Origin of the sequence: Brevundimonas diminuta 3F5N (assembly GCF_900163625.1) — a bacterium.
In the GTDB taxonomy this organism is placed as follows: domain Bacteria; phylum Pseudomonadota; class Alphaproteobacteria; order Caulobacterales; family Caulobacteraceae; genus Brevundimonas; species Brevundimonas diminuta_A.
This window is the reverse complement of the sequence record NZ_FUIE01000023.1, coordinates 1-25,658: the sequence shown is the minus strand read 5'-3', so window position 1 is coordinate 25,658 and position 25,658 is coordinate 1. Positions and strand designations below refer to the sequence as shown.

Genomic DNA, 25,658 nt, shown 5'->3' with positions numbered 1-25,658 from the left:
TCGGCCATGACGTCGGCCTGCGCGGTCGGGCGGGCGGCGGGGGCGCTTGAGGCGGGATCATGCGCTGCGGCGGCAGGGGCCTAGGCGGCCATGAAGAGCGCCAGGGCGGCGGCGGGCGTGAAGAGGCGGTTCATCCGGTTTCTCCTTGGGTGAGCGGAGCGCCGACGCGCGCGCCGGGACGGTTGAGCCAGCGTCGCAGGAGCCTGCGGCCGGGCTGTTCGACGGCGACGTGGATCACGGCGGCGGCGGCGAGGGTGAGGGCCAGCAACGCGGCCAGTTCGAGGGGGGCCATGCGGTAGTCGCCGTCGAGGCCCAGCAGCGCCTGCATCGCATTGCGCCAGACCATCACCAGCGGAATGTGGACCAGGTAGAGGGCGTAGGAGGCCTCGCCCGCGAACAACCAGACGGGGTTCGACAGGAAGGTGCGGGCCCCGGACTTGGCCAGCAGGGCCAGGCTGAGGATCAGCGGCCCGGCCAGGGCCACGATCAGCCGGTCGTCCAGCGAGGCCTGCATGGCGGCCAGCATGGCCAGACTGGCGACGACCATGGCGCCGATTGCGGCCCTGGGGCTGAGGCGCAGGCGCTGGCCCAGGAAGTAGAGGCCGATGCCGAACAGGAATTCAGGCAGGATTCTCAGAACGCCCAGATTGTCTTCGGCGCGCGGCAGGATGACGCCGAAGGCCATGCGGTAGCCGGCGTCCAGCACCGCGAACAGCGTGATCGCCAGGGCGATCAGGACGACAGGCCGATCCCTCAGGCGCAAGGCGATCCAGGCGTAGACGGGGAAGATCAGATAGGCGAACCACTCGGCGGACAAGGACCAGGCGGGGCCGTTCCACAGCGCCATGGTGGAGCGCGGGAACCAGGCCTGGGTCAGCAGCATGGACTGGATGAAGTCGGGCGCGTTGAAGCGGCCGGGCTCCAGGCCGACGCCGGCCAGGCCCGCGCCCAGCACCATGACCAGCATCCCCAGCATGATGGCGGCGTGGGCGGGATAGATGCGGGCGAACCGCGCGACGATGAAGCGTCGATAGTCGGGCGGCCCTTCACCCTGCAGATAGACGTGGGCGAGGATGAAACCCGACAGGATGAAGAAGATATCGACTCCCAGGCGCGCCCGGTTCAACAGGCCGGCGGCCTCGGGCGGCAGGGTCCACATCAGTTGATAGTGGAAAAGCACCACCCCCAGCGCCAGCAGGAAGCGGACGCTGGTCAACGGCTCCATCACCGGCGGGAAGGGGTGGGGCGGCGCACGGCCTGACGTACCGGCCGCCTCGCTTTCGCGCGCAGGCGCAGTCCTGGCGACGGCTTCATTCCTGGTCACGGCAGCGCCCCTCCACGAGCCTGGCTCATGATCCGTCTACGCAGTTTTACGGCGCACCCCTCGCCGGGGGCGGCCGAGAGAAGGCGCAGAGGCTCTTGTCCCTGGCGTGGGTGACGTTTTGCACGAGGCGTGCTATCATCGGCTTTTAGTAATCGCCTCGGAGCCCTCCGCTGACCCCCTCGACCGCGCATGATGCGCAAGACGCTGTTTCGAACGCGGCGCACGAAATGGACCTGATGGATTCCGTCCATTCCGAAGACGGTCAGGCCGAGGACGGCCCCAGTAGTGACGAGCGCCAGCCTCTGCCGGTCGGCGCGACCGAGCTGGAGCAGGCCATCCTCGCCAAACTCGACGACGACAAGGCGCAGGACATCGTCCTGATCGACCTGCGCGGCAAGAGCCCGATGACCGACGCCATGATCGTGGCTTCGGGCCGCTCACACCGCCACGTCGGCGCCATCGCCGACCACCTGCTGCGCCTGTTCAAGGAGCAGGGGCTGGGCAAGGTGAAGGTCGAGGGCCTGCCGCATTGCGACTGGGTGCTGCTGGATGCAGGCGACGTCATCGTCCACCTGTTCCGCCCGGAAGTGCGCACCTTCTACAACATCGAAAAGATCTGGGCGGTAGACAGCGCCCACCGCGGCGGCCCCGCTCGGGACTGACTGCATGAAGCTGGCGATCGCGGCCATCGGCAAGCCGGGCCGCGGTCCCGAGGCCGTCCTGGCCGACGACTACGCCCGGCGGGCCACCCTTTCGGGGCGGCCCCTGGGCCTGGGTCCCCTCGAACTCATCGATCTTGAGCCGAAGAAGCCAGGCAAGGCGCCGGAGGCCGAGCTGCTGCTCGCCGCCGCCGAGGGCGCGCATCTGATCGCCTGCGACGAGCGGGGCAAGACCTATGCTTCGCGGGCCTTCGCCGACCATCTGGCGACCCTGCGCGACCAGGGCGAGCGGCGGGTGGTTTTCGTCATCGGCGGCGCCGACGGCCTGGACGAGAGCGTGCGCCGCGCCGCGCGTTCGACCCTGGCCTTCGGGCCTCAGACCTGGCCCCACGCCCTGGCCCGCGCCATGCTGGCCGAGCAGTTGTATCGGGCCGTGACCATTCTGGCCGGTTCGCCCTATCATCGCGACTGATGCGACGCGGGCCCTTTTTTCTTCTGACCTCCTCCAGCCTGCTGCTGGCCCTGGCCGGGCCGGCGGCCAGCCAGCGCGCGGCCCAGCCGAACGCCGAACTGACCCGGCTTCAGGCCGAGTATCGCGACGAGACCGCCCGCGCCCGTCGCCTGAGGGCCGAAGCCGCCGCCGCCGCCGAGGAGATCGTCGACCTGGACCGCCAGTTGCGCGATCTGCGCCGCGCCGAGGCCGAGGACGACGTACAGCTGGAAGCCCAGCGCGCCCGCCTGAAGGAGCTGGGCGATCGTGAAGCGGCCTTGCTGGCCGCCCTGTCGCGCGAGCGCGCGGCGCAGGGCCGACTGCTGTCCGCTCTGCAGATGATGAGCCGCGAGCCGCCGCCGCCCCTGCTGATCCCGGCCGATCAGGCGGTGGACACGGTGCGCGCCTCCATCCTGATCCGCGCCATCACGCCCGAGCTTCAGGACCGGGCTGAAACCCTGGTCGAGCGCCAGGCCGAAATCGGCCGCATCCGCCGTCTGGCCGCCCTGTCCAGCGAGCGGCTGTTCACCGTCGAGAGCGCCCAGAACGACCGCCGCGCCGAGATCGAGGGGCTGACGGCCCGCAAGACCGCTCTGCGCTCCGTCCTGCGGGCCGAGGCGGCGCGGGCCGAGCGGGCCACCAAGGCGCTGGAGGCGCGCATTCGCGAACTGGGCGGTCAGACGCCTCGGATCGCCGAGGCGCCGGAAGAAGCTCCGGCCGCTCGCCTGCCTGCGGGCCGCAGCCGCCTGACGCCGCCTATCGCGGGCGCGCCGTCCCAGCGTTTCGGCGGCCGCTCGGCCGGGTGGAGCTGGCGCTCCAGCCATGAGGCCGTGGGCGCGCCGGCTGCCGGCCGCGTCGCCTACGCCGGGCCGCTGAAGGAATGGGGCGAGGTGGTGATCCTGGACCTCGGTCCCGGCTGGCGCGCCGTGATCGCGGGTCTGGACCGGCTGGAGGTCGAGACCGGCCAACGCGTCGGGGACGGCCAGACCCTGGGCCGCACCGGCGAGGACGGCGAAGCCTATTTCGAACTGCGTCGTCAGGAGCGGCCCATCGATCCCGCGCCCTGGCTGCAGTAGGACGTCGTCCGAGAGGCAACCGCGCGAAATTCCTTTCAAATCGGCGCAGACGCTGTTTGTATCGGGCCAACTGTCGTGCGCGCCTTTTCAGGCGCCCGCGCCGCCCTGGACGACCGGAGCCGAAAGCGGATCCGATGGAAAGAGACCGAATGCGTAAACTGCTTCTCGTGGGCGCCGCCGCCCTGGCGTTGGGCGGATCGGCGGCGGCCGTGGCCAGCCAGACCCCGCGCAACGAGACCTTCCGCATGCTCGAGATGTTCGGCGACGTGCTGGGCATCGTCGAGCAGGCCTATGTCGTTCCGGTCGACAACAAGAAGCTGATCGAGGCCGCCCTGCAGGGGATGATGACGGCGCTCGACCCGCACTCCAACTATCTGCCGGCCAAGGCCTTCGGCGACCTGCGCGAACGGACGACGGGCGAATATTCCGGCGTCGGCCTGACCATCACCTCCGAGGGCGGGCTGGTGAAGGTCATCTCGCCGATGGACGACAGCCCGGCGGGCCGCGCCGGGGTTCAGGCGGGCGACGTCATCAGCGCCGTCAACGGCCAGAACGCGGCCGGGCTGACGGTGTCCGAGGTTTCGGACAAGCTGCGCGGCGCCACGGGCACCAGCGTCACCGTCACCTTCCTGCGCGACGGCGAGGAGCCGCGCGAGGTCGTGCTGACGCGCGAGGTCATCAAGGTCGAATCCGTCACCGGTCGTCTGGAGGGCGACTTCGGCTATTTGCGCATCTCGACCTTCAACGAGAACACCGGCCGCGAGCTGACCGAGACCATCGAGCGGCTGAAGCGCGAGAAGCCGGGCCTCAAGGGCTATGTGCTGGACCTGCGCAACAACGGCGGCGGGCTGCTGACGGCGGCCATCGACGTTTCCGACGCCTTCCTGGAACGCGGCGAGATCGTCAGCCAGCGCGGCCGCAAGCCCGAGGATATCGAGCGCTACGCCGCCAAGCCGGGCGACCTGACCGGCGGCCTGCCGGTCGTGGTGCTGATCAACTACGGCTCGGCCTCGGCGTCCGAGATCGTGGCGGGCGCCCTGAAGGATCAGGAGCGGGCGACGGTCGTCGGCCTGACCAGCTTCGGCAAGGGGTCGGTGCAGACGGTGATCCCGCTGCGCGGCGGCCAGGACGGCGCCCTGTCGATCACCACGGCGCGCTACTACACGCCGTCGGGGCGTTCGATCCAGAAGATCGGCATCGAGCCGGACCTGGAGGTCGCGCGCTCCGAGGCCGAGGCGCGCATCGTTTCGCGCTCCAGCTTCATCTATTCCGAGGCGGCCTATTCGACGGCGCTGGACTCCTCCATCGGGGCCGAGCGCAAGGGCCCGCACACCCCGCGCGAAGCGCCGGGCGCCGACTACGCCAAGGACAAGGACTATCAGCTGCAGCGGGCGCTGGACGTGCTGCGCGCCGGCGGCGACCTGACCAAGCTGGCCGCCGCGCCCGAGGGGATCGTCATCACCGAACCCGGCGAAGACAAGGTCGAGACGGCCGAGGCGAAGACCGACACGCCCGAAACGCCGACCGTCACGATCAAGCCGGACGAACCGAAGCCGGACTGATCGTCGCATTCGGCGCGTCCTGCGAACGTGGTGAACGCGCCGTTAGGCTTTCTTAACCGACGCAGGGCTTAACTGAGGCTGAGGGGCGCCGCGTCTGTGCGGCGCCTGCAAGCCCGAGCCGCCGCCCTGACCATGTTCGCCAAGCGCCAGTCCGCCCTCGCCGCCGCCGCAGGCGCGCCGCCGGAGCCCCGGTCGCGCGTCGCCATGGAGCCGGTCCTGAACGCCCTGAAGAAGCCGCCCGTCGCGGCGGGCGCGGCCGGGGTCTTCGTCATCGGCGCCGCCGCCTTGTTCGTCGCCGTGCTGGGCGACCCGCGCGCGGGCGCGCCGACGGCCAGCGCCGTGCTGGAGCGGCCCGTCGCCGCCGATACGGCTCCGACCGGCGCAGAAGCCTTCGGTTTCAGCGGTCTGGACATCTATCAGGACCTCGGCCCCATCGATCCGGCCCTGATGGGCGAGAGCGGCGCCGGGATGGCGGGCGAAGCCCTCATCACCCTGCCGGACGGCGCCAGCGTGGCCTCGGGCCAGGGTTTCAGCGCCCCGGTGCGCGCGCCGTCAAACCCCCTGCCCAAGGCGCCGATCGCGGGTCTGTTCCAGCCCGGCCCGAACGGCCCCCTGCCGCGCATCGCCGCCGACGGCCGCGTCCCGGCCCAGGCCTACGCCCGGCCTTTCCGCTCGAACGGCAAGCCGATGGTGGCCCTGGTGGTTGGCGGCCTCGGCTTGAACAGCGCCACCACGCGCGCGGCGATCGAGCGTCTGCCCGCCGAGGTGACGCTGTCCTTCGTGCCCTACGCCGAAGGCCTTCAGACCTGGATCGACATGGCCCGCGCCCACGGCCATGAGGTGATGATCGAACTGCCGATGGAGCCGACCGGCTATCCCGACAACGATCCCGGCCCCTATACCTTGCTGTCGAGCGGCGGCGCCGACGATGTGGCGGTCAAGCTGGACTGGCTGCTGGCGCGCGCCACGGGTTATTTCGGCGTGACCAACTATCTGGGCGACCGGTTCGCGACCTCGGACGAGGGCGTGACGGCCCTGATGAGCAACCTGCGCCAGCGCGGCCTGGCCTTCCTCGACGACGGTTCGATGCGCCGCCGCCCCGGCGCCTTCGCCCGCGCCAGCGCCGACCGCGTCGTCGACGAGGAACAGACCCCCGCCGCCATCCTGCGCCAGTTCAACGCCCTGGAGGCCGCCGCCAAGACCAACGGCGCGGCCCTGGGAACCGGCTTCTCCTACCCCGTCACCGTCGAGGCCGCCGCCCGCTGGACGGCGGGCCTGGAAGCCCGCGGCCTGCAACTGGCCCCCGCCTCGGCGATGACCCGGCGACCGGGGCGGTAGGGCCAGGTCCGCCGCGCGCACGCCGCCGCGTCATATTTTCGCCGTTACAAGCTCCGCCATATGATCGACGTCCGCTCTTGAGGGGGCCGCGGACGATTGTCATCGGAAGGGGGAGACATGCCGCTATATCCCGTTTGCAGACGGCTCGGCCTGGGCGCGGTTCTGCTTCTTTTTTCGGTGGGAGACGTAGCCGCGCAATCGCGATTGGACGCCGCATCGGCGACGGCCGCCTTCGATCAGGCGCAGGCTTTATGCGAGGCTGACGACAACGGCTTGTGGGGCGTCAGCTTGTGCGGGCCGATGATGCTCGCCGATCCTGCTACGCGCGAATTTATCGCCAATACAGACGGCGTCGACACGCCGTTGGAACGAAATGGCGAAGTCTTTCAGGGGCGTCTTCCAGACGCCGTGCCGATCGCCAACACGGCCGTGCGCTGGAATGGCCGCGTGTGGACCATGTTGATCGCGCCTCTGACCGGGGACGAGCCCGCGCGGTCGATCCTGCTGATGCACGAAGCCTGGCACCGCATCCAGGATGAGATCGGCCTCAAGGCGGTCAACGCCGATCAGCCGCACTTGGCGACCGAGGCGGGGCGGGTGTCGTTGCGGCTCGAGTTGAGGGCGTTGTCGGCGGCGCTTGTCGCGAACGACCCGGCTGAGCGCCGTCGCGCGGCTGAGGACGCGCTGAGCTTCCGCGCTTGGCGATATGCTCGCTTCCCCGAGGCTGAGGTGGCCGAGGACGCCATGGAACGGCACGAAGGGGTCGCCGAATACACCGGACGCCGCCTCTCGCGCGACGATGCGATGGTCCGCCATCTGGCCGAACACCTGGAAAAGGGCGACCGGGTGCGGGAATACGCTCGATCCTTCGCCTACTATACGGGACCGGCCTATGGCGTGCTGTTGGACACGGCGGCGCCGCAGTGGCGGACGAATTGGGATCGGCGCGAGGGTCTGGCCCAGATGCTGTCGCAGGCGTTGGGTCTGTCGCCTGCTGCGGATGACGAATCCTTCGCCCTTCGCGGCGCGCGCTACGACGCAGGGGCGCTTCAGGTCGAGGAGGCCGAGCGGGCGCGGGTGCAGGCGGTCCGCATCGCGCATCTCAGGGCCCGTCTGGTGGACGGCCCCTTGCTGGTCGCGCCGGTGACCGGAGCCAACTTCAACTTCGATCCCAACCGTGTGACGCCCTTGCCGCCCCAAGGGACGGTTTACGGCGTCATTCGCGTCGCGGCGGACTGGGGTGTTCTGGAGGTCGAGCGGGACGGTCTGTTGTCGACGGACTGGTCGCGTCTCACGGTGGCTCATGACGGCGTCCTGTCGACCGACGACGGCCTGAAGGGAGAGGGCTGGACGCTGACGCTCAAGCCGGGTTGGGAAACGGCGCCGGGGCCGCGCGGGGGTGACTGGACGATTCGACGTCGCCCCTGACTTCTCCTGATCGGCGCCGCCGCGATGGACAGGGGGCGAGGCGGATGTGCTACATCGTGAGTATGAGCACCGAAGACGATCACGCCCCCGCCGCCGAACCCGCGGACGCCGTTCCGGGCGAAACGCCCGTGCAGCGGGCGCTGCGGCTCAAGAAGGCGGCGATCGACGCTCGGCCCAAGCCGCCGCGCGGCGGGCGTTTCCAGCGCGAACAGGCGGCCCGCATCAAGAGCGGGGCCTCGCGTCCCTGGATGAGCAAGTAGTTCAACTGGGCCTTTGGCTTGATCGTCTCGGGTAGGCGTGATCGTCTGTCGATATGACGATGTTCGCTCTAGTTTTGGCTTTGGCTTTTGTGGTCGTGCTGGCGGCCATGTCCTGGCGCTTTGCGAGAGGTCTGCCGCGCGAGATGCGGCTGCCGATGCAGTGGGGATTTGACGGTCGACCCACATGGCGCGCGCCGCGTGATGTCGCCTTGAGCTTCACGCCTGTCCTCGCGGCCTTGACCCTGCTCGCCACGGCGTTGGCGAGCCTCTTGGGGTCTCTGGAGGGCGCGGACGCGCGGCGGTACTTCGGCGTTCTGATCGTCATGGGTCTGGCGTGGATCGGCGCTCACGCTCTGCACCTCAGGTTGGTGCGAGGCTGGCTCGCCCGGCAGGGCTAAAGCGTCAGCCGCATGGCGACGCGGTCGGTCAGGCCGTGAGCGGCTTCTGCGGCCAGGATCTCGCGCAGATAGGCGGGCGTCGTCGCGGCAGTGAGCGCCGCATAGCCCAGGCGCGCGTAGAAGGGGGCGTTCCACGGAACGGCGTGGAAGGTGGTCAGCGTCAGCGCTCGTTTGGCGCGGACCTCGGCTTCCTGCCGCGCGGCCGCCATCAGCGCCCGTCCGGCGCCACGCCCCTGATGTTCAGCCGCGACGGACAGCTCAAGGATATGCAGGTCCGCGTCCTTTTCGGCGGCAATCAGGAAGCCGATCGGTTGGTCCGCTCCATCGACCGCGACCCAGGACAGGCCCTGTTCAACAGCCGTGCGGTGAACGTCCGGTCCCGCGACATGATCGTCGGCGATCCAGGCCAGGTCGGGCAGGGCGCGGAACAACGTCGCCGCTGACCGCTCCACCGCTTCCAGACGGTCGATGTCCGTTCCGTGCGTCGGGCGGACGTGGATCAATGGGCGTCGCAACCCTTGGCGGGCATGGGCTTCAGGTCCAGCAGGGCGAACAGCTTGGCGTCGTCGTCCTCTTCCGGGTTCGGCGTGGTCAGCAGCTTGCCGCCGACGAAGATGGAGTTGGCGCCGGCCAGGAAGCACAGGGCCTGCATCTCCGGCGTCATGCCCTCGCGCCCGGCCGACAGGCGGACCATCGACTTGGGGCAGACCAGGCGGGCGACGGCGACGGTGCGGACGAACTCGATCGGGTCGATCTCGCCTTCCTTCAGCACCCGCTCGCCCAGCGGCGTGCCGCCGACGGGGACCAGGGCGTTGACCGGCAGGCTGTCGGGGTGGACGGGCAGGGTGGCCAGGGCGTGCAGCAGGCCCGCGCGGTCGCGGCGCTTCTCGCCCATGCCGACGATGCCGCCGCAGCAGGTGTTCATGCCCGCGTCGCGAACGTGCTGCAGCGTCTCCAGCCGGTCCTGATAGGAGCGGGTCGTCACCACCTCGGCGTAGTACTCAGGCCCGGTGTCGAGGTTGTGGTTGTAGTAGTCGAGGCCCGCGTCCTTCAGCTGTTTCGCCTGGTCGGCGTTCAGCATGCCGAGCGTGGCGCAGGTCTCCAGACCGAGCGCCTTCACGCCCGAGATCATGGCCGCCAGCTTGGGCGTGTCGCGGTCCTTCAGCTCGCGCCAGGCGGCGCCCATGCAGAAGCGGCTGGCCCCGCCCGCCTTGGCCGCCATGGCCTCGGCGATGACGGCGGTCGGCTCCATCAGCTTCTCGGCCTTGAGGCCGGTCTTGAAGCTGGCCGACTGCGAGCAGTAGCCGCAGTTCTCGGCGCAGCCGCCGGTCTTGATCGACAGCAGCTGCGACTTCTGCACCTCGTTCGGGTCGAAGGTGCGCCGGTGCACCGTCGCCGCCTCGAACACCAGCTCCATGAAGGGGCGGGCGAACAGGGCCTCGACCTCCTCCACAGTCCAGTCGTGGCGAGGGATCGAATAATCGCGGGCGGGTCGGATCGATGCGTCGTCAGCCATGGGACGACGGCTTAGCCGCGCGCGCGGGCGCGGCCAAGCCGGAAGTGACGCAGCGTCGTTCTTTGGCTCAGCGTTCGTCCTTGTAAACGCGGCCGTCGCGCATGACGAAGGCCACGGACTTCAGCGTCGTCACGTCGCTGAGCGGATCGCCCGCTACGGCGATGACGTCGGCGCGCTTGCCCGGCTCCAGCGTGCCGATCTCGGCCGAGACGCCCAGCAGGTCGGCGGCGTTGACGGTGGCCGCCTCGATGGCAGCGGCCGGCGTCATGCCGTTTTTGACCATCAGCTCGAACTCATCGGCGTTGCGCCCGTGCTTGGACACGCCCGCGTCGGTGCCGAAGGCGATGCGCACGCCCGCCGGGACCGCGCGTTGCAGCGACTGGCCGGTGATCTCGATGCGCCAGCGGATCTTGGCCAGGACTTCCGGCGGATAGGCTTCCGGATCGGCGGCCAGCCGCTCGGTATAGCCGTTCACCACCGACAGGGTCGGGACGTAATAGGCGCGGGTGCGGCGCAGCAGTTGCAGCGTCTCGTCGTCGAAAATGGTGCCGTGCTCGACCGAATCGACGCCCATCCGCAGGGCCAGGTTGATGCCGTCGGCGCCGTGGGCGTGGACAGCGACCTTCTTGCCATAGAGGTGCGCCGTGTCGATCAGGGCCTTGGCCTCGTCATCGAACATCTGGGCGCCCAGTCCGGCGCCGATGCGGCTGTTGACCCCGCCGGTGGTGGCGATCTTGATAACGTCGACGCCGCGCCCGACCTGCAGGCGGACCGCCTCGCGGCAGCTCTCGGCGCCGTTGCAGACGTTGTCGTGGGCGATGTGTTCGCGGAAGTCGTCGTTGAAGCCCAGCCGTCCGTCCATGTGGCCCGAGGTGGTCGAGATGCTGTTCCCGGCGTCGATGATGCGTGGTCCGGCCAGGCGGTGGGCCGCCGTCTCCTCGCGCAGGGCCAGGGTGACGCCGCCGCTGTCGCCCAGGTTCCGCACGGTGGTGAAGCCCGCCATCAGCGTCTTGCGGGCGTTCATGGCGGCGCTGTAGGCGCGCGACGGCAGATTGTCGGTGATCTCCGCCAGGAAGCCGGCCTGGCCCGCTACGTCGGACACCAGGTGGACGTGGCTGTCGATCAGGCCGGGCAGGACGAAGCGGTCGCGCTGGTCCACCACCAAGGCGCCGGGGAAGGCGGCGGCGTCGACGAAGCCGTCGCGCACCTCGACCACCTTGCCGTCGCGCACCACCAGGGTGGACGGCCCGCGCGGCGCCTGGCCCGGCCGGTCCAGCAGGCGGCCCGCCTGGATCAGGGTCACGACGCCGGGTGCGGGCGCGGCGCCTGTCGGCGCGACGGGCGCGGCGATCTTGGCGGCTGCAGGCGCGCCGACGGCCGCCAGGGCCAGGGCGCAGGCGGCCGTCGTCAACAAGGTCTTCATCATGGATACTCCCCCCTTGGAACTCGGGGAGTCTGTTAGCCCGCGTCTGTCGCCTTGCGCCAGTTGGATTTGCGCGTCGGGTCAGGCGACCAGACGCGGTCCCGTCGCGACGACGCCGGCGGCGACAGAGCGATCCAGACGGAAGCGGGCGACCTGCTGGTTCAGGCTGACGGCTTCATTGGCCAACTGGCGGGCGGCGGCGGTGGCCTCTTCGGTCATGGCGGCGTTCTGCTGGGTGATGTCGTCCATCTCGCCCATGGCGCGGCGGACGCGGGCCAGGCCGTCGGACTGTTCCTGGGCCGAGCCGGCGATGCCGCCCGCCAGACCGTCGACGGCCGAGACCTTGGCGCCGATACGCTCCAGCGCCGCGCCGGTGCGCTCGACCAGATCGACGCCGCGCGCCACCTGGGCCGAGGAGGTGGAGATCAGGGTGCGGATCTCGCCCGAGGCCTCGGACGAGCGTTGGGCCAGGGCGCGTACTTCCTGGGCCACGACGGCGAAGCCGCGTCCGGCGTCGCCCGCGCGGGCGGCCTCGACCCCGGCGTTCAGGGCCAGCAGATTGGTCTGGAAGGCGATTTCGTCGATCAGGCTGGTGAAGCGGCCGATCTCGGTCGAGGATTCGGCGATGGCGTGGATGGCGGACACGGCGTCGCCGACCACCCGGGTCGTGTGTTCGACATCGGCGCGGGCGGCGGCCAGGGCCTCGGCGGTCTGGCGCGCGCCGTCGGCGGTCGATGCGACCTGGCGGGCGATAGCGTCGGCCTCGTTGACGGTGCGCTCCAAGTTGGCGGCCTGGCGCTCGGTGCGGCTGGCCAGGTCTTCGGAGGCGACGGCCAGTTGGCTGGAGCCGGCGCTCAGGCTCTCGACGCTGTCGGCCACGGCGCGCACGGCGGTGCGCAGGGCGCGGGTCGCGGCGTGGAAGTCGTTCTGCAGCGAGCGGTATTCCTCGGGGAAGACGTCGGGGATGGTCACGGACAGGTCGTTGTCGGCCAGGCTGTGCAGGGCGGCGCCCAGGGCGCGCACGACCTCGGCCTGACGGGCCTCGGCGGCGGCGTGCTCGGCCTGCACGCGGTCGCGCTCTTCCTGCAGGGCGTCGAGGTAGATGGAGATGGCCAGGTCCATGTCCAGCATGACCCGCTGGTTCAGTTCGGCCACGGCCTCGGCGGTGATGCGGTCGTGTTCACGGCGATTGGCGAACAGCTTCCTGGGCCGCTCGATGATGGCGCGGGTCAGATGGGCCAGGATGACGCTGTAGCCGCCGATGTACCAGCGCGGCTCCAGGCCGATGCGGGCGTGGACGCGGCCGATGGTGCGCACCGAGGCGGCGTAGTCCTCGTCGGCGCGACCGTCGATGATCGCGTCCCAGTGGCGCTGCTGGGCGTTGCTGGCGGCGGTGATATGGCCTTCGTCACGGAAGAAGCGGCGGGTCTCGGGCTCGGCGCGCACCTTGTCGTAGAAGGCGGCCAGGGCCAGGGGCGCGTTCCGACGCAGGAGGGCGGAGATGGCGCTGTAACCGGCGGACGGCCGACCCAGCCCCATGAAATTCATGCGGCGGTCGATCTCGTGGGAAGCCATGACGCAAACTCGTTTCAACGGCAGGGCGGGGGAGAGCCCTTAATACCCCTTGTCATCAAGAGGGTATTGGCCGGGTTAAGCCCGGATTGCGTAGATTCCCTTAACTGGTCGGGACACCTACGATTCAGGCAAGTAACCGTTCATATAAAGACATCCTTATGTCTTGATTGCTCCGACCGTCTCGCCGCGCTATAGCGACGGCGACCTCCGACAGTGGCCGAAAGATATTTCTGCATGACCGACTACATCGTCCGCGACATCTCCCTGGCCGACTTCGGCAATAAGGAAATCGCCATCGCCGAAACCGAAATGCCGGGCCTGATGGCGCTGCGTGCGGAATACGGCGCGTCCCAGCCGCTGAAGGGCGCCCGCATCGCCGGCTCCCTGCACATGACCATCCAGACGGCTGTGCTGATCCAGACGCTGGAAGCCCTGGGCGCCGAAGTGCGCTGGGCGTCGTGCAACATCTTCTCGACCCAGGACCACGCCGCCGCCGCTATCGCCGCGTCGGGCACGCCGGTCTTCGCCTTCAAGGGTGAGAATCTGGTCGAATATTGGGACTACGCCCACAAGATTTTCGAATGGGCTGACGGCGGCTATCCGAACCTGATCCTGGACGACGGCGGCGACGCCACCCTGCTGTGCGTGCTGGGCCCGAAGGCCGAGAAGGACGCCAGCGTTTTGGACAACCCGCAGAACGAGGAAGAGGAAGCCCTCTTCTCGGTCATGAAGCGCTATCTGAAGGAAAAGCCGGGCTTCTACTCGGCCATCCGCGACGCCATCGGCGGCGTGTCGGAAGAGACGACCACGGGCGTTCACCGCCTGTATCAGATGGCCGAGCGCGGCGAACTGCCGTTCCCCGCCATCAACGTCAACGACAGCGTCACCAAGTCGAAGTTCGACAACCTGTACGGCTGCCGTGAATCGCTGGTCGACGCCATCCGTCGCGGCACTGACGTCATGCTGTCGGGCAAGGTGGCGGTGGTCTGCGGCTACGGCGACGTGGGCAAGGGCTCGGCCGCTTCGCTGCGTAACGGCGGCGCGCGCGTGATCGTCACCGAGATCGACCCGATCTGCGCCCTGCAGGCGGCGATGGAAGGCTATGAGGTCCAGACGCTGGAAGACGTCGCAGACAAGGCCGACATCTTCGTCACCACCACGGGCAACAAGGACGTCATCCGCGTCGAACACATGCGCGCCATGCGCAACAATGCCATCGTCTGCAACATCGGCCACTTCGACTCGGAGATTCAGGTCGCGGGCCTGAAGAACTTCAAGTGGGACAAGATCAAGGATCAGGTCCACCACGTGGAGTTCCCGGACGGCAAGAAGATCATCCTGCTGTCGGAAGGCCGTCTGGTGAACCTGGGCAACGCCACGGGCCACCCGTCCTTCGTGATGTCGGCGTCCTTCACCAACCAGACGCTGGCCCAGATCGAGCTGTGGACCAACGCCAAGGCCTATGAGAACCAGGTCTACACCCTGCCCAAGCATCTGGATGAGAAGGTCGCCTTCCTGCACCTGGCCAAGCTGGGCGCCAAGCTGACGACGCTCAGCAAGGAGCAGGCCGACTACATCTCTGTGCCGGTCGAAGGCCCGTTCAAGCCGGAACACTATCGCTACTAGGACCTGTCTCGGGTCTGAAAGACAGAACCCCGCGCCGGCGACGGCGCGGGGTTTTTCTTTTTGCGCCTACGCTGCGATGTCGCGTGGATCGAACTCGTCGGACCCGCGTCCCATCAGGCCGGTTTCGAAGTCCATGAATATGTCGATCAGCTCCTCCACGCCGACCGGCGGCGCCTTGGGGCTGAAGCGGAAGCGCCAGAAGCTGACGATGTGCTGCACCGCCCCCAGCTGGTCGCCCAGGCGGGTGAACAGGGCGGGCGCCTCCAGCAGGAAGTCGCGGAAGGCCACGGGATTGCCCTCGCGCGTCAGCCCCGCATAGGCGTCGTCGTAATAGCGCAGGGTGCGGCTGACCTCTTCGCAGGTCTTCATGATGCGCCCGCGCAGCACGGCCCGGCCGCGGGTGATGTAGTCCTTGGCGGCCTGGTCGCTGGGGCCGACGGGCTGGACCGTTCCCACCTCGTCGGCGACGTGCACAATGTCCGCCATCAGGCTGGTCAGCGCCCATTTGTAGTAGAGGAAGCCCTTCCAGCAGAAGACGCCTTCCTGATACTGTTCCGGCTCCAGCTTCAGCGTCAGCCGCAGGGCGTCCAGTCGGTCGCCGGGGGCGTTAGACAGGATTTTCGACGCCATGCGAGCGGTCGATCCGGCGGCGACCACGCCGTCGCCGATGCTGAGCGTGACCAGCGGCTCGATCTCCTTCTGGACGAACTCCTGCATCCGCTCCAGGTCGGCTTCGCTGAGGGCGAAGTAGCAGGGCGCTGCGTCCACGCCGCCGCGCCGCAGTTGCTCGCGCAGCAGGAAGGGGTCCAGCGACGGCAGCTGATCCATCAGCCGCAGGGTCTTCAGGTCCAGGTGGTCGGGATCGACGCCGAAGGCCTCGTGCATGGCGCGCTCGAAACCGATCTGATTGACGAAGATGAAGCGGCCGCCGGTCTTCAGATCGGTGCTGTCGATCGGCACCACGATCTTGGTCGCGACCTGGCGACGGCCCGGAAAGGCGTCGGTCTCATTGCGCCGCAGCCGGTGCTTGATGATCAGGGCGCGGTTCAGGGCCGGGCTGCGGAACATGGGGTGTTCGGCCCAGTCCTCGCTGTCGCCGTGCTCGTCATAGACCTTGAGCAGGTTCAGCACGCGCGCCGTCGAGGCGGTGCGACGCAGGTGTTCAAGATTGCGGATGGCGCGATCGGTCATGGCGGCCACCCTGCCAGCCAAAAGTGACCAACGGCTTAGTTTGGCGCAGGTCAAAAAAACGGGCCGCATCCCAAGGGAGGCGGCCCGGTCAGTCGGGGAGGAAGGGGTTCAGCCGGGACTCAGCACTCGGCCCAGCGGCGCAGCAGGTTGTGATAGACGCCCGTCAGCTTGATGACCTGCGGGTCGTCGTTGCCGATGACGGGGACCAGCCCCTGGATGGCGGTGTCGAGGTCGTAGAGCATCCGGCGCGCCGCATCGTCGCGCACCATGCTCTGGGTCCAGAAGAAGGACGCCACGCGGGCGCCGCGCGTCACGGGCGTCACAAGATGCTCGCTCGAGGCGGGATACAGGATCAGATCGCCGGCGGGCAGCTTCACCCGCTGCTCGCCGAAGGTGTCCTGAACGACCAGTTCGCCGCCGTCGTATTCGTCCGGATCGGACAGGAAGAGGGTCGACGACAGGTCGCTGCGGATGCGGAAGTCGCTGCCGCGCAGGATGCGGATGGAGTTGTCGATATGAAGCCCGAACGACTGCTCGCCCTGATAGCGGTTGAACAGCGGCGGGAAGACCTTGAGCGGCAGCGCGGCCGAGACGAACTGCGGCGAGGCGCCGAGCGCGTCCAGAATGACGGCGCCCAACTGCTTGGCGAGAGGCGAGCCCTCGGGAAGCTGGGTGTTGTTCTTCGCCAGCGCGGATTGGGCGCCGGAGGTCTGGTTGCCGTCCGTCCAGTCGGCGGCGTCCATCAGGGTGCGAAACTGCTGGACCTGTTCGCGGTTCAGGACGTTTCGGATGTGCACCAACATGGCCGATATCTCCGTACGGCGTGAGGTCGAAGCGTTCGAGCTTCGCGGTCTCCTCACATTCGCAGGGGGCTGGGTCAAAGGAAAACCCCGCCCTCACAGAGGGGCGGGGCTGTCCGGCGAATGGCTTAGAAGTTGAAGTTCAACGACACGAAGCCGGATCGGCCGGGGCCGACGTTGGCGAAGAGACCGACGTGCGATCCTTCGTAGATCGTCTCATCCGTCAGGTTCTGGATGTTGACCCGCACGTTGACGTTCTTGTCGATCTCATAAGACCCCATCAGGTCGTAGCGCCAGTAGGCCGGCACGCCGAGCGTATTGGCGTCGTTCATCCAGCGGTCCGACATATAGGTGGCGCCGCCGCCCACGGTGAACTTCTGGATCGTGTAGGTGCTCCACACGCTGAAGCTGTTCTCGGCGATGAACTTCAGGCGCTTGCCGTCGTTGGAGCCCGCGCCGTCATCCAGCATCTTCGGGTCGAGGTAGGTGTAGCCGCCGTAGATCGCCCAGGCGTCGGTGACGTTGCCGGAGAAGCCCAGCTCGATCCCGCGCGTGCGGTTGTTGCCGATCAGGGCGACCTCGCCGGTGACCGGATCGGTGGCGCGCTGGTTGGTCTTTTCCGTTTCAAAGATCGCCGCCGTCAGCGACAGGCGGTTGTTGAACACATCCCACTTGGTGCCCAGTTCGAAGCTACGGTTTTCTTCCGGGTCCAAATTCGGACGCGCCCCGCCCAGGCCGCCGCCCGCAGAGCCGTCGGCGCCGCCGGACTGGCCAGCCGTCTCGCCCGACGGGTTGGAGGAGGTGCCGTACGACAGATAGATGCTGCCGTTCTCGCGCGGCTTGTAGACCAGGCCCGCCTGGTAGTTCCAGAATTTGGAGCGGTTAGAGACGTCGCCGTCGGTGACGTCGTAGTCGTCATAGCGCAGGCCCAGATTCAGCGACCACTTGTCGTTGAAGTCCGTCGTGTTGAACACATAGACCGCCTGGGTGCGGGTGCGGTTGCTCAGGTCATTGTAGTCGTCGCTGAAATCCTTGAGCGTCGGGCCGCGATAGGCGGGCTCGGTGGCGTTCGGCTTCTGCAGATCGGTGCGGCCGACGGCGAACAGGGCGCTCGCCGGGGTGGCGCCGGTCAGCAGCTTTTCTTCGGAGAAGTCCAGGCCGGCCACGAACTGGTTGCGCATGCCCGCCAGATTGAAGTCGCCGCGCAGGGCCGACTGGTTGGCCCAGGTCTCGCTGCGGCGGTTGCCGGTGCGGACGTCGCGGCTCACCAGGCCCGAGGCGACGTGGATCGTCGGGCGGGACATGATGTACTGGCTGGTCGATTCCGCCAGTCGCGTGACGTTGGTGAACTGGAAGCCGTTCGAGAACTCGTGTTCCAGGGTCAAGGTGCCGATGTCGGCGTTGTTGCGGCGGGCGTCGCGACCCTTCACGCCATAGAAGTTGTCGCGGCGCACCTTGACCGGCTCGCCGCTGCCGTCGACGGCGAACGGATGGCCGAGGTCCGGCAGATCGTTCGCGCGCAGCATGTAGTAGCCGAGGTGGATGCTGGTGCTGTCCGAAATGCGGTACGCCAGCGAGGGAGCGAAGCCGTAGCGGTCGGAGTTGACGTAGTCGCGGCCCGGCGTGTCCGCCTGATGGCTCATCAGGTTCAGGCGTACGGCGAACTTGTCCGTCAGCATGCGGTTCAGGTCGAGCGTCGAGCGCATATACTGGTCGGTGCCGGCGCCGACCGAGCCCGAGATGAAGTTGTCGGCGTGCGGACGCTTGCTGACCATGTTGATGCTGCCGCCCGTCGAGCCGCGACCGCTGTAGGCCGAACCCGGCCCCTTGATGATCTCGACCTGTTCGATGTTGAACGCTTCGTGGGCGAAACGGCCCAGGTCGCGAACGCCGTCGATGAAGATGTCGGTGCTGGCCTCATAGCCGCGGATGAAGGGGCGATCGCCGACGGGCGTGCCGCCTTCGCCGGAGCCCAGCGAGATCCCCGGAGTCGTGCGCAGCACGTCCGCCAGGGACGCGGCGCCGCGCTGTTCGATCAGTTCGCGGCTGATGATGGTGACGCTCTTCGGCGTGTCGCGCAGGGGCGCCGTGAACTGCGGTCCACTGGGTTCGCCCGCCCGACGCCCGATCACCTCGACCTCATCCACCTCCGTGACGGCGGGGCTGGCGGTCTGGGATTGCGCCATGGCGGCGCCCGGAACTGCTAACAGCAGGGCGGCGGACATGGGGGGCAGGAGGCTGGACAAATGGGAACTCCGAGTTTCGGAAGGAGGGAGCCTTCACGAGGGTCTTAAGAATGAGAACGCCTCTCAACAGCGTCGGGCGCGGGGTTGCAATGGGGGTGTGCGAATAGGTCGCAATTGCGCCCCGGTTCGACACGTCTGGCGCGGGAATGCGGTCGGGCCTAAGAAGCGGTCATGGACCTCATCGACATTCTGATCCTGATCGCCGTGGCCGGCGTCGTCGTCACCCTCGGCTTCGGCCTCTACAACCTGAACAAGGGCGGCGAGGGGGCGAGCGTCCGCTCGAACAAGCTGATGCGCCTGCGCATCATCCTTCAGGCGGTGGCGGTGCTGCTGCTGATGATCGGCATGTGGCTGAAGCGCACCCACGCGGGCTGACGCGCGGCCGACAAGACCGCCAAGAGATAGGGGAGGGCGCGCCATGGTGACGCTAAACAAGATCTACACCCGCACCGGCGACGCCGGGCAGACCCGCCTGGCTTCCGGCGCGCCCGTGTCCAAGACCGATGCGCGGGTCGAGGCCTATGGCGCGGTGGACGAACTGAACGCCGTCATCGGCGTGGCGCGTCTGAACAGCGGTCAGAACGACCGCATCGACGCCATGCTGGGCCGCATCCAGAACGAGCTGTTCGATCTCGGCGCCGATCTGGCCACGCCGATGGAGCCGGCGCCCAAGTGGGAGGCCCTGCGCATCATCGCCTCCCAGGTCGAGCGGCTGGAATCCGAGATCGACTGGATGAACGAGAGCCTCAAGCCGCTGGACAGCTTTATCCTGTCGGGCGGTTCGCCGTTGTCGGCGCATCTGCACCTGGCGCGCACCGTCTGCCGCCGGGCCGAGCGCGAGGCCGTGCGCCTGGTCGAATCGGGCGAAGTCGTGAACCCGGAGGCGGTGCGTTACCTCAACCGCCTGTCGGACCTGCTGTTCGTCGCCGCCCGCCGCGCCAACGCCAACGGCGCGGGCGATGTCCTGTGGCGGCCGGGCGCGACGCGCTGAAGCGCGGCGCCTACTGCGATCGCAGGGCGTTCACCCGTTCACGCTCGGCCTTGGTGGCGGCGACGCGGGCGCGTTTCTCGGCGTTGACCTGATCTTCCAGGCTCAGCAGTTCCTGATTGGCCTTGTTCGACGCCTCGGCCCGCGTCGTCCCGGCCGGGCGGCCGGTGATGTCGGGGATATAGAGGGGCTGCGCGCAGATGCGCGTCTCCATGTCGTACCAATAGCCCTTGGCCGTGCAGCGATCGCCCGGATCGACCCAGAAACGCTGCAGGATGAACACCCCGGCCAGCGTCACCGCGAACAGGCTGAAGAAAATGAAGCTGAGGCGCCGGATCGTCAGGAAGCGTTTCATGCCAGTCTCAATAGATCAAAAATGCGTCCGCGACACGACCGCAGTTCACGTAGCGTTACGTTGACAGGCTCGTTTCGTCGGTCCAATCCCTCGACCGACATTTCGATGACCAAGTGGATAGGCTCATGAAGGTACTCGTCCCGGTGAAACGGGTGATCGACAGCAACGTCAAGGCCCGCGTGAAGGCGGACCAGACCGGCGTCGACCTGGCCAACGTCAAGATGAGCATGAACCCCTTCGACGAAATCGCCGTCGAAGAGGCCGTGCGGCTGAAGGAAGGCAAGGAACACCACGCCGCAGGCACGGCGACGGAAATCGTCGTCGTCTCCATCGGCGTGACCCAGGCGCAGGAAACCATCCGCACGGCCCTGGCCATGGGCGCCGATCGCGGCGTCCTGGTGCAGTCGGACACGGACCTGGAGCCGCTGGCCGTCGCCAAGGTGCTGAAGGCCGTGGTGGACGAAGAGAAGCCGGACCTGGTGCTGCTGGGCAAGCAGTCGATCGACGGCGACAACAACGCCGTGGGCCAGATGCTGGCCGCGCTGCTGGATTGGCCGCAGGCCACCTTCGCCGGCAAGCTGGCGATCGACGGCGGCAAGGCTGTGGTCACCCGTGAAGTCGACGGCGGCCTGCAAACCCTGTCGGCGACCCTGCCGGCGGTGGTCTCGGTCGACCTGCGCCTGAACACGCCGCGTTATGCGTCGCTGCCGAACATCATGAAGGCCAAGAAGAAGGAGATCGCCATGAAGGCGGTCGCCGACTACGGCGTCGACACGGCCGACCGCCTCAAGGTGCTGAAGGTGACGGAGCCGCCGAAGCGTTCGGCGGGCGTCAAGGTCGCCGATGCGGCCGAACTGGTTTCCAAGCTCAAAGACGCAGGGGTTCTGTAATGGCCGTTCTCGTCATCGCCGACCACGACGGTTCGGTTGTTCGCGACACCACCCACAAGACCGTGACGGCCGCCCTGGCGCTGTCGTCGGACGTGGATGTGCTGGTGCTGGGCAAGGGCGCGCAAGGCGTGGCTGACGCTGCGGCCAAGATCGCGGGCGTGCGCAAGGTCCTGCTGGCCGAGGGCGACGCCGTCGCCCATGGCCTGGCCGAAGCCGTCGAGGCCACCGTCCTGCCGCTGGCCGGGAACTACGACGCCATCCTGACCCCGGCCAACACTGACGGTAAGAACTTCGCTCCGCGCATCGCCGCCAAGCTGGACACGGCGCCGATCTCGGACATCGTCGAGGTCGTCTCGGCCGACACCTTCGTGCGCCCGATCTATGCGGGCAACGCGCTGGAGACAGTCCAGTCGGCCGACGCCAAGAAGGTCATCACCGTGCGCCCGACGGCCTTCGCCGCCGCCGCTGAAGGCGGCTCGGCTTCGGTCGAGAGCGTCGCCGCCGGTGAAGCGCCCAAGACCGCCTTCGTCTCCGAGGAAATGGTCAAGTCGGACCGCCCCGAACTGGGCGCCGCCAAGATCGTCGTCTCGGGCGGCCGCGCCCTGGGCTCGGCCGAAGAGTTCCACGCCGTCATGGACCCCTTGGCCGACAAGCTTGGCGCCGCCGTCGGCGCCTCGCGCGCGGCGGTCGACGCGGGCTACGCCCCCAACGACTACCAGGTCGGCCAGACCGGCAAGGTCGTGGCCCCGGCCCTCTACATCGCCATCGGCATCTCGGGCGCCATCCAGCACCTGGCCGGGATGAAGGATTCCAAGGTGATCGTCGCGATCAACAAGGACCCCGACGCCCCGATCTTCCAGGTCGCCGATTATGGCCTGGTCGCGGACTACAAGACCGCCGTGCCGGAGCTGATGGCCGCCCTGGGCTAAGGGCGCCACAGGCTGAGTTGAAGCGCGCCGGGCGAGAGATCGTCCGGCGCGTTTTCTTTGCTCGCCGCCCTCTCAAGCGAATAGGCCAAACACGCCGCCATGACCGCCCGCCTCGCCATCAAGCTGACCCCGCGCGCCTCCGCCGACCGCATCGACGGCTGGGACGTCGACCCGGACGGGCGTCCGGTGCTCAAGGTCCGCGTCCGCGCCCAGCCGGTGGAGGGCGAGGCCAACGCCGCCCTGACCGCTTTGCTGGCCAAGGTGCTCGGCGTGCCCAAGCGCGACGTGACCCTGGCGCGCGGCGGACAGTCGCGGCTGAAGATGATCGAGGTCGACGGCCTGACCGACGCCGAAGTCCGCGCGCGTCTGGCAGACGCCTGAGCCTGCGTCTGACTTTGCCGCGAGCGGCGGCTTTTAGAGCTTTACCCTGACGGAAACTGGCGATTGTATACGCGCCATTGTCTGCCCGCAGTTCGCGGGCGCGAGGGGGCTCGCCCATGTTGTTCAGTCGCCTGCGGGGTCCAAGCCTCGCCGTTCTCACCTGCGCGCTCGGCGCGCTCAGCCTGTCGGCCTGCGCCACGACCGGCGACGCCGCGCCCAAGACCGAGACGGCCTCCGCCACGTCGTCCTCCAAGGACCGCACGATGGCGCCGGGGCTGGACGGCTGGGCCAACACTGACCCCTATCCCTCGACCTATCGCGGCCTGCCGCGCCAGAACATGGCCATCGTCGGCGCCACGGTGCTGACCGGCGCGGGCCAGAAGATCGAGGGCGGCGTCGTCGTCGTCACCGACGGCCGCATCGCCGCCGTCGGCGGGGCGAACACCCCGGTCCCGGCGGGCCATCAGGTGGTGGATGCGCGCGGTCGCTTCGTCACGCCGGGCATCATCGACATTCACAGCCACCTGGGCGTCTATCCTTCGCCCGGCGTGCAGGGGATGAGCGACGGCAACGAAGCCACCAACCCCAACACCGCCCAGGTCTGGTCCGAGCACTCGATCTGGCCGCAGGATCCCGGCTTCAACACCGCCCGCGCGGGCGGGGTGACGACGGTGCAGATCCTGCCCGGCTCGGCCAATCTGTTCGGCGGTCGCGGCGTGACCCTGCGCAACGTCCCCTCCGTGACGATGCAGGGGATGAAGTTCCCCAACGCCCCCTACGGCCTGAAGATGGCCTGCGGCGAGAACCCGTCGCGCGTTTACGGCTCGCGCAACACCTCGCCGGCCACCGGCATGGGCAATGTCGCGGGCTATCGCGCTAGCTTCATCGCCGCGCGCGACTACAAGGCCAAGTGGGACAAGTGGCGCGAAGACGGCCAGGGCACGCCCCCGACCCGCAACCTGCAGCTTGAGACCCTGGCGGGCGTTCTGGACGGCTCGATCCTGATCCAGAACCACTGCTACCGCGCCGACGAAATGGCGGTGATGCTCGATGTGGCCAAGGAGTTCGGCTACAAGATCACCACCTTCCACCACGCGGTCGAGGCCTACAAGATCGCGCCGCTGCTGGCCCGTGAAGGCGTCTGCGCCGCCATGTGGACCGGCTGGTGGGGCTTCAAGATGGAGGCCCTGGACGGCATCGAGGAGAACGCTGCCCTGACCGACGCGCCCGAAGGCTCGTGCGCCGTCATCCACTCGGACGACGCCGAACTGATCCAGCGCCTGAACCAGGAAGCCGCCGCCGCCCTGTCGGCCGGTCGCCGCGCGGGGATGAACATCGCCGAAGAGCACGCCATCAGCTGGATCACGCTGAACGCCGCCAAGTCCATCGGCATCGACAAGGAAACCGGCTCTCTGGAGAGCGGCAAGCGCGCCGACGTGGTGATCTGGAGCGCCGATCCCTTCTCGATCTACGCTCGCGCCGATCAGGTCTTCATCGACGGCGGCCTGGCCTTCGATCGTCAGAATCCCGCCTTCCAGCCCGTGTCCGATTTCGAACTGGGCCAGCCCGGCTTCGGTCAGGCCGCCGCCGGCGTCGCCCAGGGAGCTCGCTGAACCATGCGTATCAAAACTCTGCTTGCGGGCGCTGTCGCGGCCTTCGCCCTGACCGGCCCCGCCCTGGCCCAGGACGTCGCCATCACCGGCGGCCAGGTGCTGACCGGAACCTCGGTGATCGAGAACGGCACGGTGGTCATCCGTAACGGCACGGTTGTTTCGGTCGGAACCGGCGCGGCGCCGGCCGGGCTGCGGGTCATCGACGCGCGCGGCAAAATCGTCACCCCCGGCTTCGTCGCGGTTGATTCCGGGCTCGGCGGTTCGGAAGTCGGCTCTGTGCGCGGCTCCAATGATCTGTCGAACAACGCCAACACCCTGACGGCCGCCTTCGACCTGTCCTACGGTCTGGACCCGTGGTCCTTCACCCTGCCGACGGCCCGTCTGGGCGGCGTCACCCGCGCGGTGGTCACGCCTCAGCATGCGGGCTCGGGCGGCGGCCACAGCCATGACGATTCCGACTTCGCCGGGGCCGGTCACGGCGGCTTCCAGTCGCCGGGCCTGTTCGCCGGTCAGGCGGCGGTCATCAAGCTGGGCGGCGCCGACATCCTGGTGAAGCCGCGCGTGGCCATGGTCGCCCCGTTCGGCGAGGCTGGGAAGGGCGTGGCGGGCGGCGCGCGCGGCGCCGAGTTCGTCCTATTCAAGGAGACCATGGCCGAGACGCGCCTCTATGCGCGCAACAAGGCCGCCTATGACCGGGCGGCGCTGCGCGACCTGTCCCTGTCCCGCGCCGACCTGGAGGCCTTGATCCCGGTGGCCAATGGTTCGATGCCGCTGATCGTCACGGTCAACCGCGCCTCGGACATCCAGCAGGTGCTGCGTCTGGCGCGCGAAGAAGGGGTGAAGGTCATCCTGGACGGCGCCGCCGAAGGCTGGCTGGTGGCCAATGAGATCGCGGCGGCGAACGTGCCTGTGCTGCTGCATCCCCTGACCAACCTGCCGGGCAATTTCGAAAGCCGGGCGGCGCGGATGCAGAATGCGGCGGCGCTGAACGCGGCCGGGGTGGTCATCGCCATCAAGGGCAATGAAGGCTCGACCCACCGCGCCCGCGATATCCGCTACAACGCGGGCAACGCGGTCTCGCACGGCCTGCCCTTCGCGGCGGCCATTCAGGCGATCACGGTCAACCCGGCCCGCATTTTCGGCTTCGACGGCCAGTTCGGCGAGCTGAAGGCCGGGGCTGCGGGCGACGTCGTGGTCTGGTCCGGCGATCCGCTGGAGCCGCTGAGCCAGCCCTCGGCCGTGTTGATCGACGGGGTGGAGCAGCCGCTGCAGGCGCGCAACCTGCTGCTGCGCGACCGCTACCGCACCGGCGGCGAAGGGGCCATGCCGCCTGCTTACGGCAACTGAGGCTTCACGGCCTGAAGACGGAAGGGCGCTGCGGGAGACCGCGGCGCCCTTTTTCGCATTCCTGATGTCCGCCGGCTAATCGGTGCTAACTGGCTTCGACAGCTGATTTCCGCTCATCCCGGCGGACGCCGGGACCCAGTGAGGACTCCGCGCACAGCGGTTTCCAATGTCCAGCTTGAAGCCAAAGAACTGGGTCCCGGCGTCCGCCGGGATGAGCGGGTTATATTAAGCGCGCCCCCTACT

The 25,658-nt window shown here is 68.3% G+C and carries 25 protein-coding genes; 16 read left to right on the top strand and 9 right to left on the bottom strand.

Annotation, left to right across the window (positions count from 1 at the left end; genetic code table 11):
• Window positions 1–130: 130 nt before the first annotated feature.
• The gene (locus FM111_RS04790; protein ID WP_256968094.1) at window positions 131–1,324 is read right to left on the bottom strand and encodes an acyltransferase family protein; all 1,194 of its coding nucleotides are present in this window, start codon (window positions 1,322–1,324) and stop codon (window positions 131–133) included.
• Between the two features lie 227 nt (window positions 1,325–1,551).
• Here FM111_RS04790 and rsfS point away from each other — a divergent pair, with 227 nt between their 5' ends.
• The 8 genes from rsfS to FM111_RS04750 all read left to right on the top strand — a co-directional run bounded on the left by rsfS (window position 1,552) and on the right by FM111_RS04750 (window position 8,535).
• Window positions 1,552–1,986 (top strand): ribosome silencing factor, encoded by a 435-nt coding sequence (gene rsfS, locus FM111_RS04785; RefSeq protein WP_179205022.1) that lies wholly within the window; start codon window positions 1,552–1,554, stop codon window positions 1,984–1,986.
• A gap of 4 nt (window positions 1,987–1,990) precedes the next feature.
• Entirely contained in the window at window positions 1,991–2,455 is a 465-nt protein-coding gene (gene rlmH / locus FM111_RS04780; RefSeq protein WP_087139576.1) for a 23S rRNA (pseudouridine(1915)-N(3))-methyltransferase RlmH, read from the top strand.
• Window positions 2,455–3,549, top strand: a complete 1,095-nt coding sequence (locus tag FM111_RS04775) for a murein hydrolase activator EnvC family protein (protein WP_087139575.1) — start codon at window positions 2,455–2,457, stop codon at window positions 3,547–3,549. Before rlmH ends, FM111_RS04775 begins: the two co-directional genes overlap by 1 nt.
• A gap of 149 nt (window positions 3,550–3,698) precedes the next feature.
• Window positions 3,699–5,111, top strand: a complete 1,413-nt coding sequence (locus FM111_RS04770) for a S41 family peptidase (RefSeq protein ID WP_087139574.1) — start codon at window positions 3,699–3,701, stop codon at window positions 5,109–5,111.
• Between the two features lie 96 nt (window positions 5,112–5,207).
• On the top strand, window positions 5,208–6,449 hold the full coding sequence (locus tag FM111_RS04765) for a divergent polysaccharide deacetylase family protein (RefSeq protein WP_373407954.1): 1,242 nt from the start codon (window positions 5,208–5,210) through the stop codon (window positions 6,447–6,449).
• 204 nt (window positions 6,450–6,653) lie between these two features.
• Window positions 6,654–7,877: a hypothetical protein gene (locus tag FM111_RS04760; RefSeq protein WP_087139573.1), complete on the top strand. Its 1,224-nt coding sequence runs from the start codon at window positions 6,654–6,656 to the stop codon at window positions 7,875–7,877.
• 62 nt (window positions 7,878–7,939) lie between these two features.
• The gene (locus FM111_RS04755) at window positions 7,940–8,137 is read left to right on the top strand and encodes a hypothetical protein (protein ID WP_087139572.1); all 198 of its coding nucleotides are present in this window, start codon (window positions 7,940–7,942) and stop codon (window positions 8,135–8,137) included.
• 59 nt (window positions 8,138–8,196) lie between these two features.
• The gene (locus FM111_RS04750) at window positions 8,197–8,535 is read left to right on the top strand and encodes a hypothetical protein (protein WP_256968093.1); all 339 of its coding nucleotides are present in this window, start codon (window positions 8,197–8,199) and stop codon (window positions 8,533–8,535) included.
• Here the strand turns inward: FM111_RS04750 and FM111_RS04745 are convergent.
• The 4 genes from FM111_RS04745 to FM111_RS04730 form a co-directional block, all read right to left on the bottom strand.
• Window positions 8,532–9,038 (bottom strand): GNAT family N-acetyltransferase, encoded by a 507-nt coding sequence (locus FM111_RS04745; RefSeq protein ID WP_087139570.1) that lies wholly within the window; start codon window positions 9,036–9,038, stop codon window positions 8,532–8,534. The two genes, FM111_RS04750 and FM111_RS04745, sit on opposite strands and share 4 nt — an antisense overlap.
• Window positions 9,035–10,051 (bottom strand): biotin synthase BioB, encoded by a 1,017-nt coding sequence (bioB, locus tag FM111_RS04740; protein WP_087139569.1) that lies wholly within the window; start codon window positions 10,049–10,051, stop codon window positions 9,035–9,037. Before bioB ends, FM111_RS04745 begins: the two co-directional genes overlap by 4 nt.
• Before the next feature lie 67 nt (window positions 10,052–10,118).
• Complete coding sequence (locus FM111_RS04735) at window positions 10,119–11,477, bottom strand: metal-dependent hydrolase family protein (protein WP_087139568.1); 1,359 nt, start codon at window positions 11,475–11,477, stop codon at window positions 10,119–10,121.
• Between the two features lie 78 nt (window positions 11,478–11,555).
• On the bottom strand, window positions 11,556–13,049 hold the full coding sequence (locus tag FM111_RS04730) for a methyl-accepting chemotaxis protein (RefSeq protein WP_087139567.1): 1,494 nt from the start codon (window positions 13,047–13,049) through the stop codon (window positions 11,556–11,558).
• Window positions 13,050–13,283: 234 nt separating this feature from the next.
• Between FM111_RS04730 and ahcY the strand changes: the two genes are divergently transcribed.
• On the top strand, window positions 13,284–14,675 hold the full coding sequence (gene ahcY / locus FM111_RS04725; protein WP_087139566.1) for an adenosylhomocysteinase: 1,392 nt from the start codon (window positions 13,284–13,286) through the stop codon (window positions 14,673–14,675).
• 66 nt (window positions 14,676–14,741) lie between these two features.
• Here the strand turns inward: ahcY and FM111_RS04720 are convergent, their stop codons facing one another.
• The 3 genes from FM111_RS04720 to FM111_RS04710 all read right to left on the bottom strand — a co-directional run bounded on the left by FM111_RS04720 (window position 14,742) and on the right by FM111_RS04710 (window position 18,912).
• The gene (locus FM111_RS04720) at window positions 14,742–15,866 is read right to left on the bottom strand and encodes a hypothetical protein (RefSeq protein ID WP_087139565.1); all 1,125 of its coding nucleotides are present in this window, start codon (window positions 15,864–15,866) and stop codon (window positions 14,742–14,744) included.
• Window positions 15,867–15,985: 119 nt separating this feature from the next.
• Window positions 15,986–16,669, bottom strand: coding sequence for a Fe2+-dependent dioxygenase (locus FM111_RS04715; RefSeq protein WP_087139564.1), 684 nt, complete (start codon window positions 16,667–16,669; stop codon window positions 15,986–15,988).
• A gap of 125 nt (window positions 16,670–16,794) precedes the next feature.
• On the bottom strand, window positions 16,795–18,912 hold the full coding sequence (locus FM111_RS04710; RefSeq protein WP_256968092.1) for a TonB-dependent receptor: 2,118 nt from the start codon (window positions 18,910–18,912) through the stop codon (window positions 16,795–16,797).
• Window positions 18,913–19,083: 171 nt separating this feature from the next.
• On the opposite strand from FM111_RS04710, the gene FM111_RS04705 reads away from it, so the two are divergent.
• A complete protein-coding gene (locus FM111_RS04705; RefSeq protein WP_087139562.1) occupies window positions 19,084–19,287 on the top strand; it encodes a twin transmembrane helix small protein in 204 nt (67 codons plus the stop codon).
• A gap of 43 nt (window positions 19,288–19,330) precedes the next feature.
• On the top strand, window positions 19,331–19,903 hold the full coding sequence (locus tag FM111_RS04700; protein ID WP_087139561.1) for a cob(I)yrinic acid a,c-diamide adenosyltransferase: 573 nt from the start codon (window positions 19,331–19,333) through the stop codon (window positions 19,901–19,903).
• Window positions 19,904–19,913: 10 nt separating this feature from the next.
• Here FM111_RS04700 and FM111_RS04695 read toward each other — a convergent pair whose 3' ends face one another.
• Window positions 19,914–20,255, bottom strand: coding sequence for a hypothetical protein (locus FM111_RS04695; RefSeq protein ID WP_087139560.1), 342 nt, complete (start codon window positions 20,253–20,255; stop codon window positions 19,914–19,916).
• A 125-nt stretch (window positions 20,256–20,380) separates the two neighbouring features.
• Between FM111_RS04695 and FM111_RS04690 the strand changes: the two genes are divergently transcribed.
• From FM111_RS04690 to FM111_RS04670, 5 genes are all read left to right on the top strand, one after another.
• Window positions 20,381–21,145: an electron transfer flavoprotein subunit beta/FixA family protein gene (locus tag FM111_RS04690; RefSeq protein WP_087139559.1), complete on the top strand. Its 765-nt coding sequence runs from the start codon at window positions 20,381–20,383 to the stop codon at window positions 21,143–21,145.
• Window positions 21,145–22,074: an electron transfer flavoprotein subunit alpha/FixB family protein gene (locus FM111_RS04685; protein WP_087139558.1), complete on the top strand. Its 930-nt coding sequence runs from the start codon at window positions 21,145–21,147 to the stop codon at window positions 22,072–22,074. The genes FM111_RS04690 and FM111_RS04685 overlap by 1 nt, the downstream gene beginning before the upstream one ends.
• A gap of 99 nt (window positions 22,075–22,173) precedes the next feature.
• Window positions 22,174–22,455 carry a DUF167 family protein gene (locus FM111_RS04680; protein ID WP_087139557.1) on the top strand — a complete coding sequence of 94 codons (282 nt, stop codon included), beginning with the start codon at window positions 22,174–22,176 and terminating at the stop codon, window positions 22,453–22,455.
• Window positions 22,456–22,571: 116 nt separating this feature from the next.
• Window positions 22,572–24,068, top strand: a complete 1,497-nt coding sequence (locus FM111_RS04675; protein WP_087139556.1) for an amidohydrolase — start codon at window positions 22,572–22,574, stop codon at window positions 24,066–24,068.
• A gap of 3 nt (window positions 24,069–24,071) precedes the next feature.
• The gene (locus tag FM111_RS04670) at window positions 24,072–25,415 is read left to right on the top strand and encodes an amidohydrolase family protein (RefSeq protein ID WP_087139555.1); all 1,344 of its coding nucleotides are present in this window, start codon (window positions 24,072–24,074) and stop codon (window positions 25,413–25,415) included.
• Window positions 25,416–25,658 lie beyond the last annotated feature (243 nt).

Coding starts and splice junctions, on each gene's coding strand:
- FM111_RS04770 (WP_087139574.1), top strand. CDS start 3,699: ATGCGTAAACTGCTTCTCGTGGGCGCCGCCGCCCTGGCGTTGGGCGGA.
- FM111_RS04755 (WP_087139572.1), top strand. CDS start 7,940: ATGAGCACCGAAGACGATCACGCCCCCGCCGCCGAACCCGCGGACGCC.
- FM111_RS04730 (WP_087139567.1), bottom strand. CDS start 13,049: ATGGCTTCCCACGAGATCGACCGCCGCATGAATTTCATGGGGCTGGGT.
- FM111_RS04715 (WP_087139564.1), bottom strand. CDS start 16,669: ATGTTGGTGCACATCCGAAACGTCCTGAACCGCGAACAGGTCCAGCAG.
- FM111_RS04670 (WP_087139555.1), top strand. CDS start 24,072: ATGCGTATCAAAACTCTGCTTGCGGGCGCTGTCGCGGCCTTCGCCCTG.
- FM111_RS04775 (WP_087139575.1), top strand. CDS start 2,455: ATGCGACGCGGGCCCTTTTTTCTTCTGACCTCCTCCAGCCTGCTGCTG.
- FM111_RS04705 (WP_087139562.1), top strand. CDS start 19,084: ATGGACCTCATCGACATTCTGATCCTGATCGCCGTGGCCGGCGTCGTC.
- FM111_RS04680 (WP_087139557.1), top strand. CDS start 22,174: ATGACCGCCCGCCTCGCCATCAAGCTGACCCCGCGCGCCTCCGCCGAC.
- rlmH (WP_087139576.1), top strand. CDS start 1,991: ATGAAGCTGGCGATCGCGGCCATCGGCAAGCCGGGCCGCGGTCCCGAG.
- FM111_RS04690 (WP_087139559.1), top strand. CDS start 20,381: ATGAAGGTACTCGTCCCGGTGAAACGGGTGATCGACAGCAACGTCAAG.
- FM111_RS04735 (WP_087139568.1), bottom strand. CDS start 11,477: ATGATGAAGACCTTGTTGACGACGGCCGCCTGCGCCCTGGCCCTGGCG.
- rsfS (WP_179205022.1), top strand. CDS start 1,552: ATGGACCTGATGGATTCCGTCCATTCCGAAGACGGTCAGGCCGAGGAC.
- FM111_RS04675 (WP_087139556.1), top strand. CDS start 22,572: ATGTTGTTCAGTCGCCTGCGGGGTCCAAGCCTCGCCGTTCTCACCTGC.
- FM111_RS04700 (WP_087139561.1), top strand. CDS start 19,331: ATGGTGACGCTAAACAAGATCTACACCCGCACCGGCGACGCCGGGCAG.
- ahcY (WP_087139566.1), top strand. CDS start 13,284: ATGACCGACTACATCGTCCGCGACATCTCCCTGGCCGACTTCGGCAAT.
- FM111_RS04750 (WP_256968093.1), top strand. CDS start 8,197: ATGTTCGCTCTAGTTTTGGCTTTGGCTTTTGTGGTCGTGCTGGCGGCC.
- FM111_RS04695 (WP_087139560.1), bottom strand. CDS start 20,255: ATGAAACGCTTCCTGACGATCCGGCGCCTCAGCTTCATTTTCTTCAGC.
- FM111_RS04685 (WP_087139558.1), top strand. CDS start 21,145: ATGGCCGTTCTCGTCATCGCCGACCACGACGGTTCGGTTGTTCGCGAC.
- bioB (WP_087139569.1), bottom strand. CDS start 10,051: ATGGCTGACGACGCATCGATCCGACCCGCCCGCGATTATTCGATCCCT.
- FM111_RS04720 (WP_087139565.1), bottom strand. CDS start 15,866: ATGACCGATCGCGCCATCCGCAATCTTGAACACCTGCGTCGCACCGCC.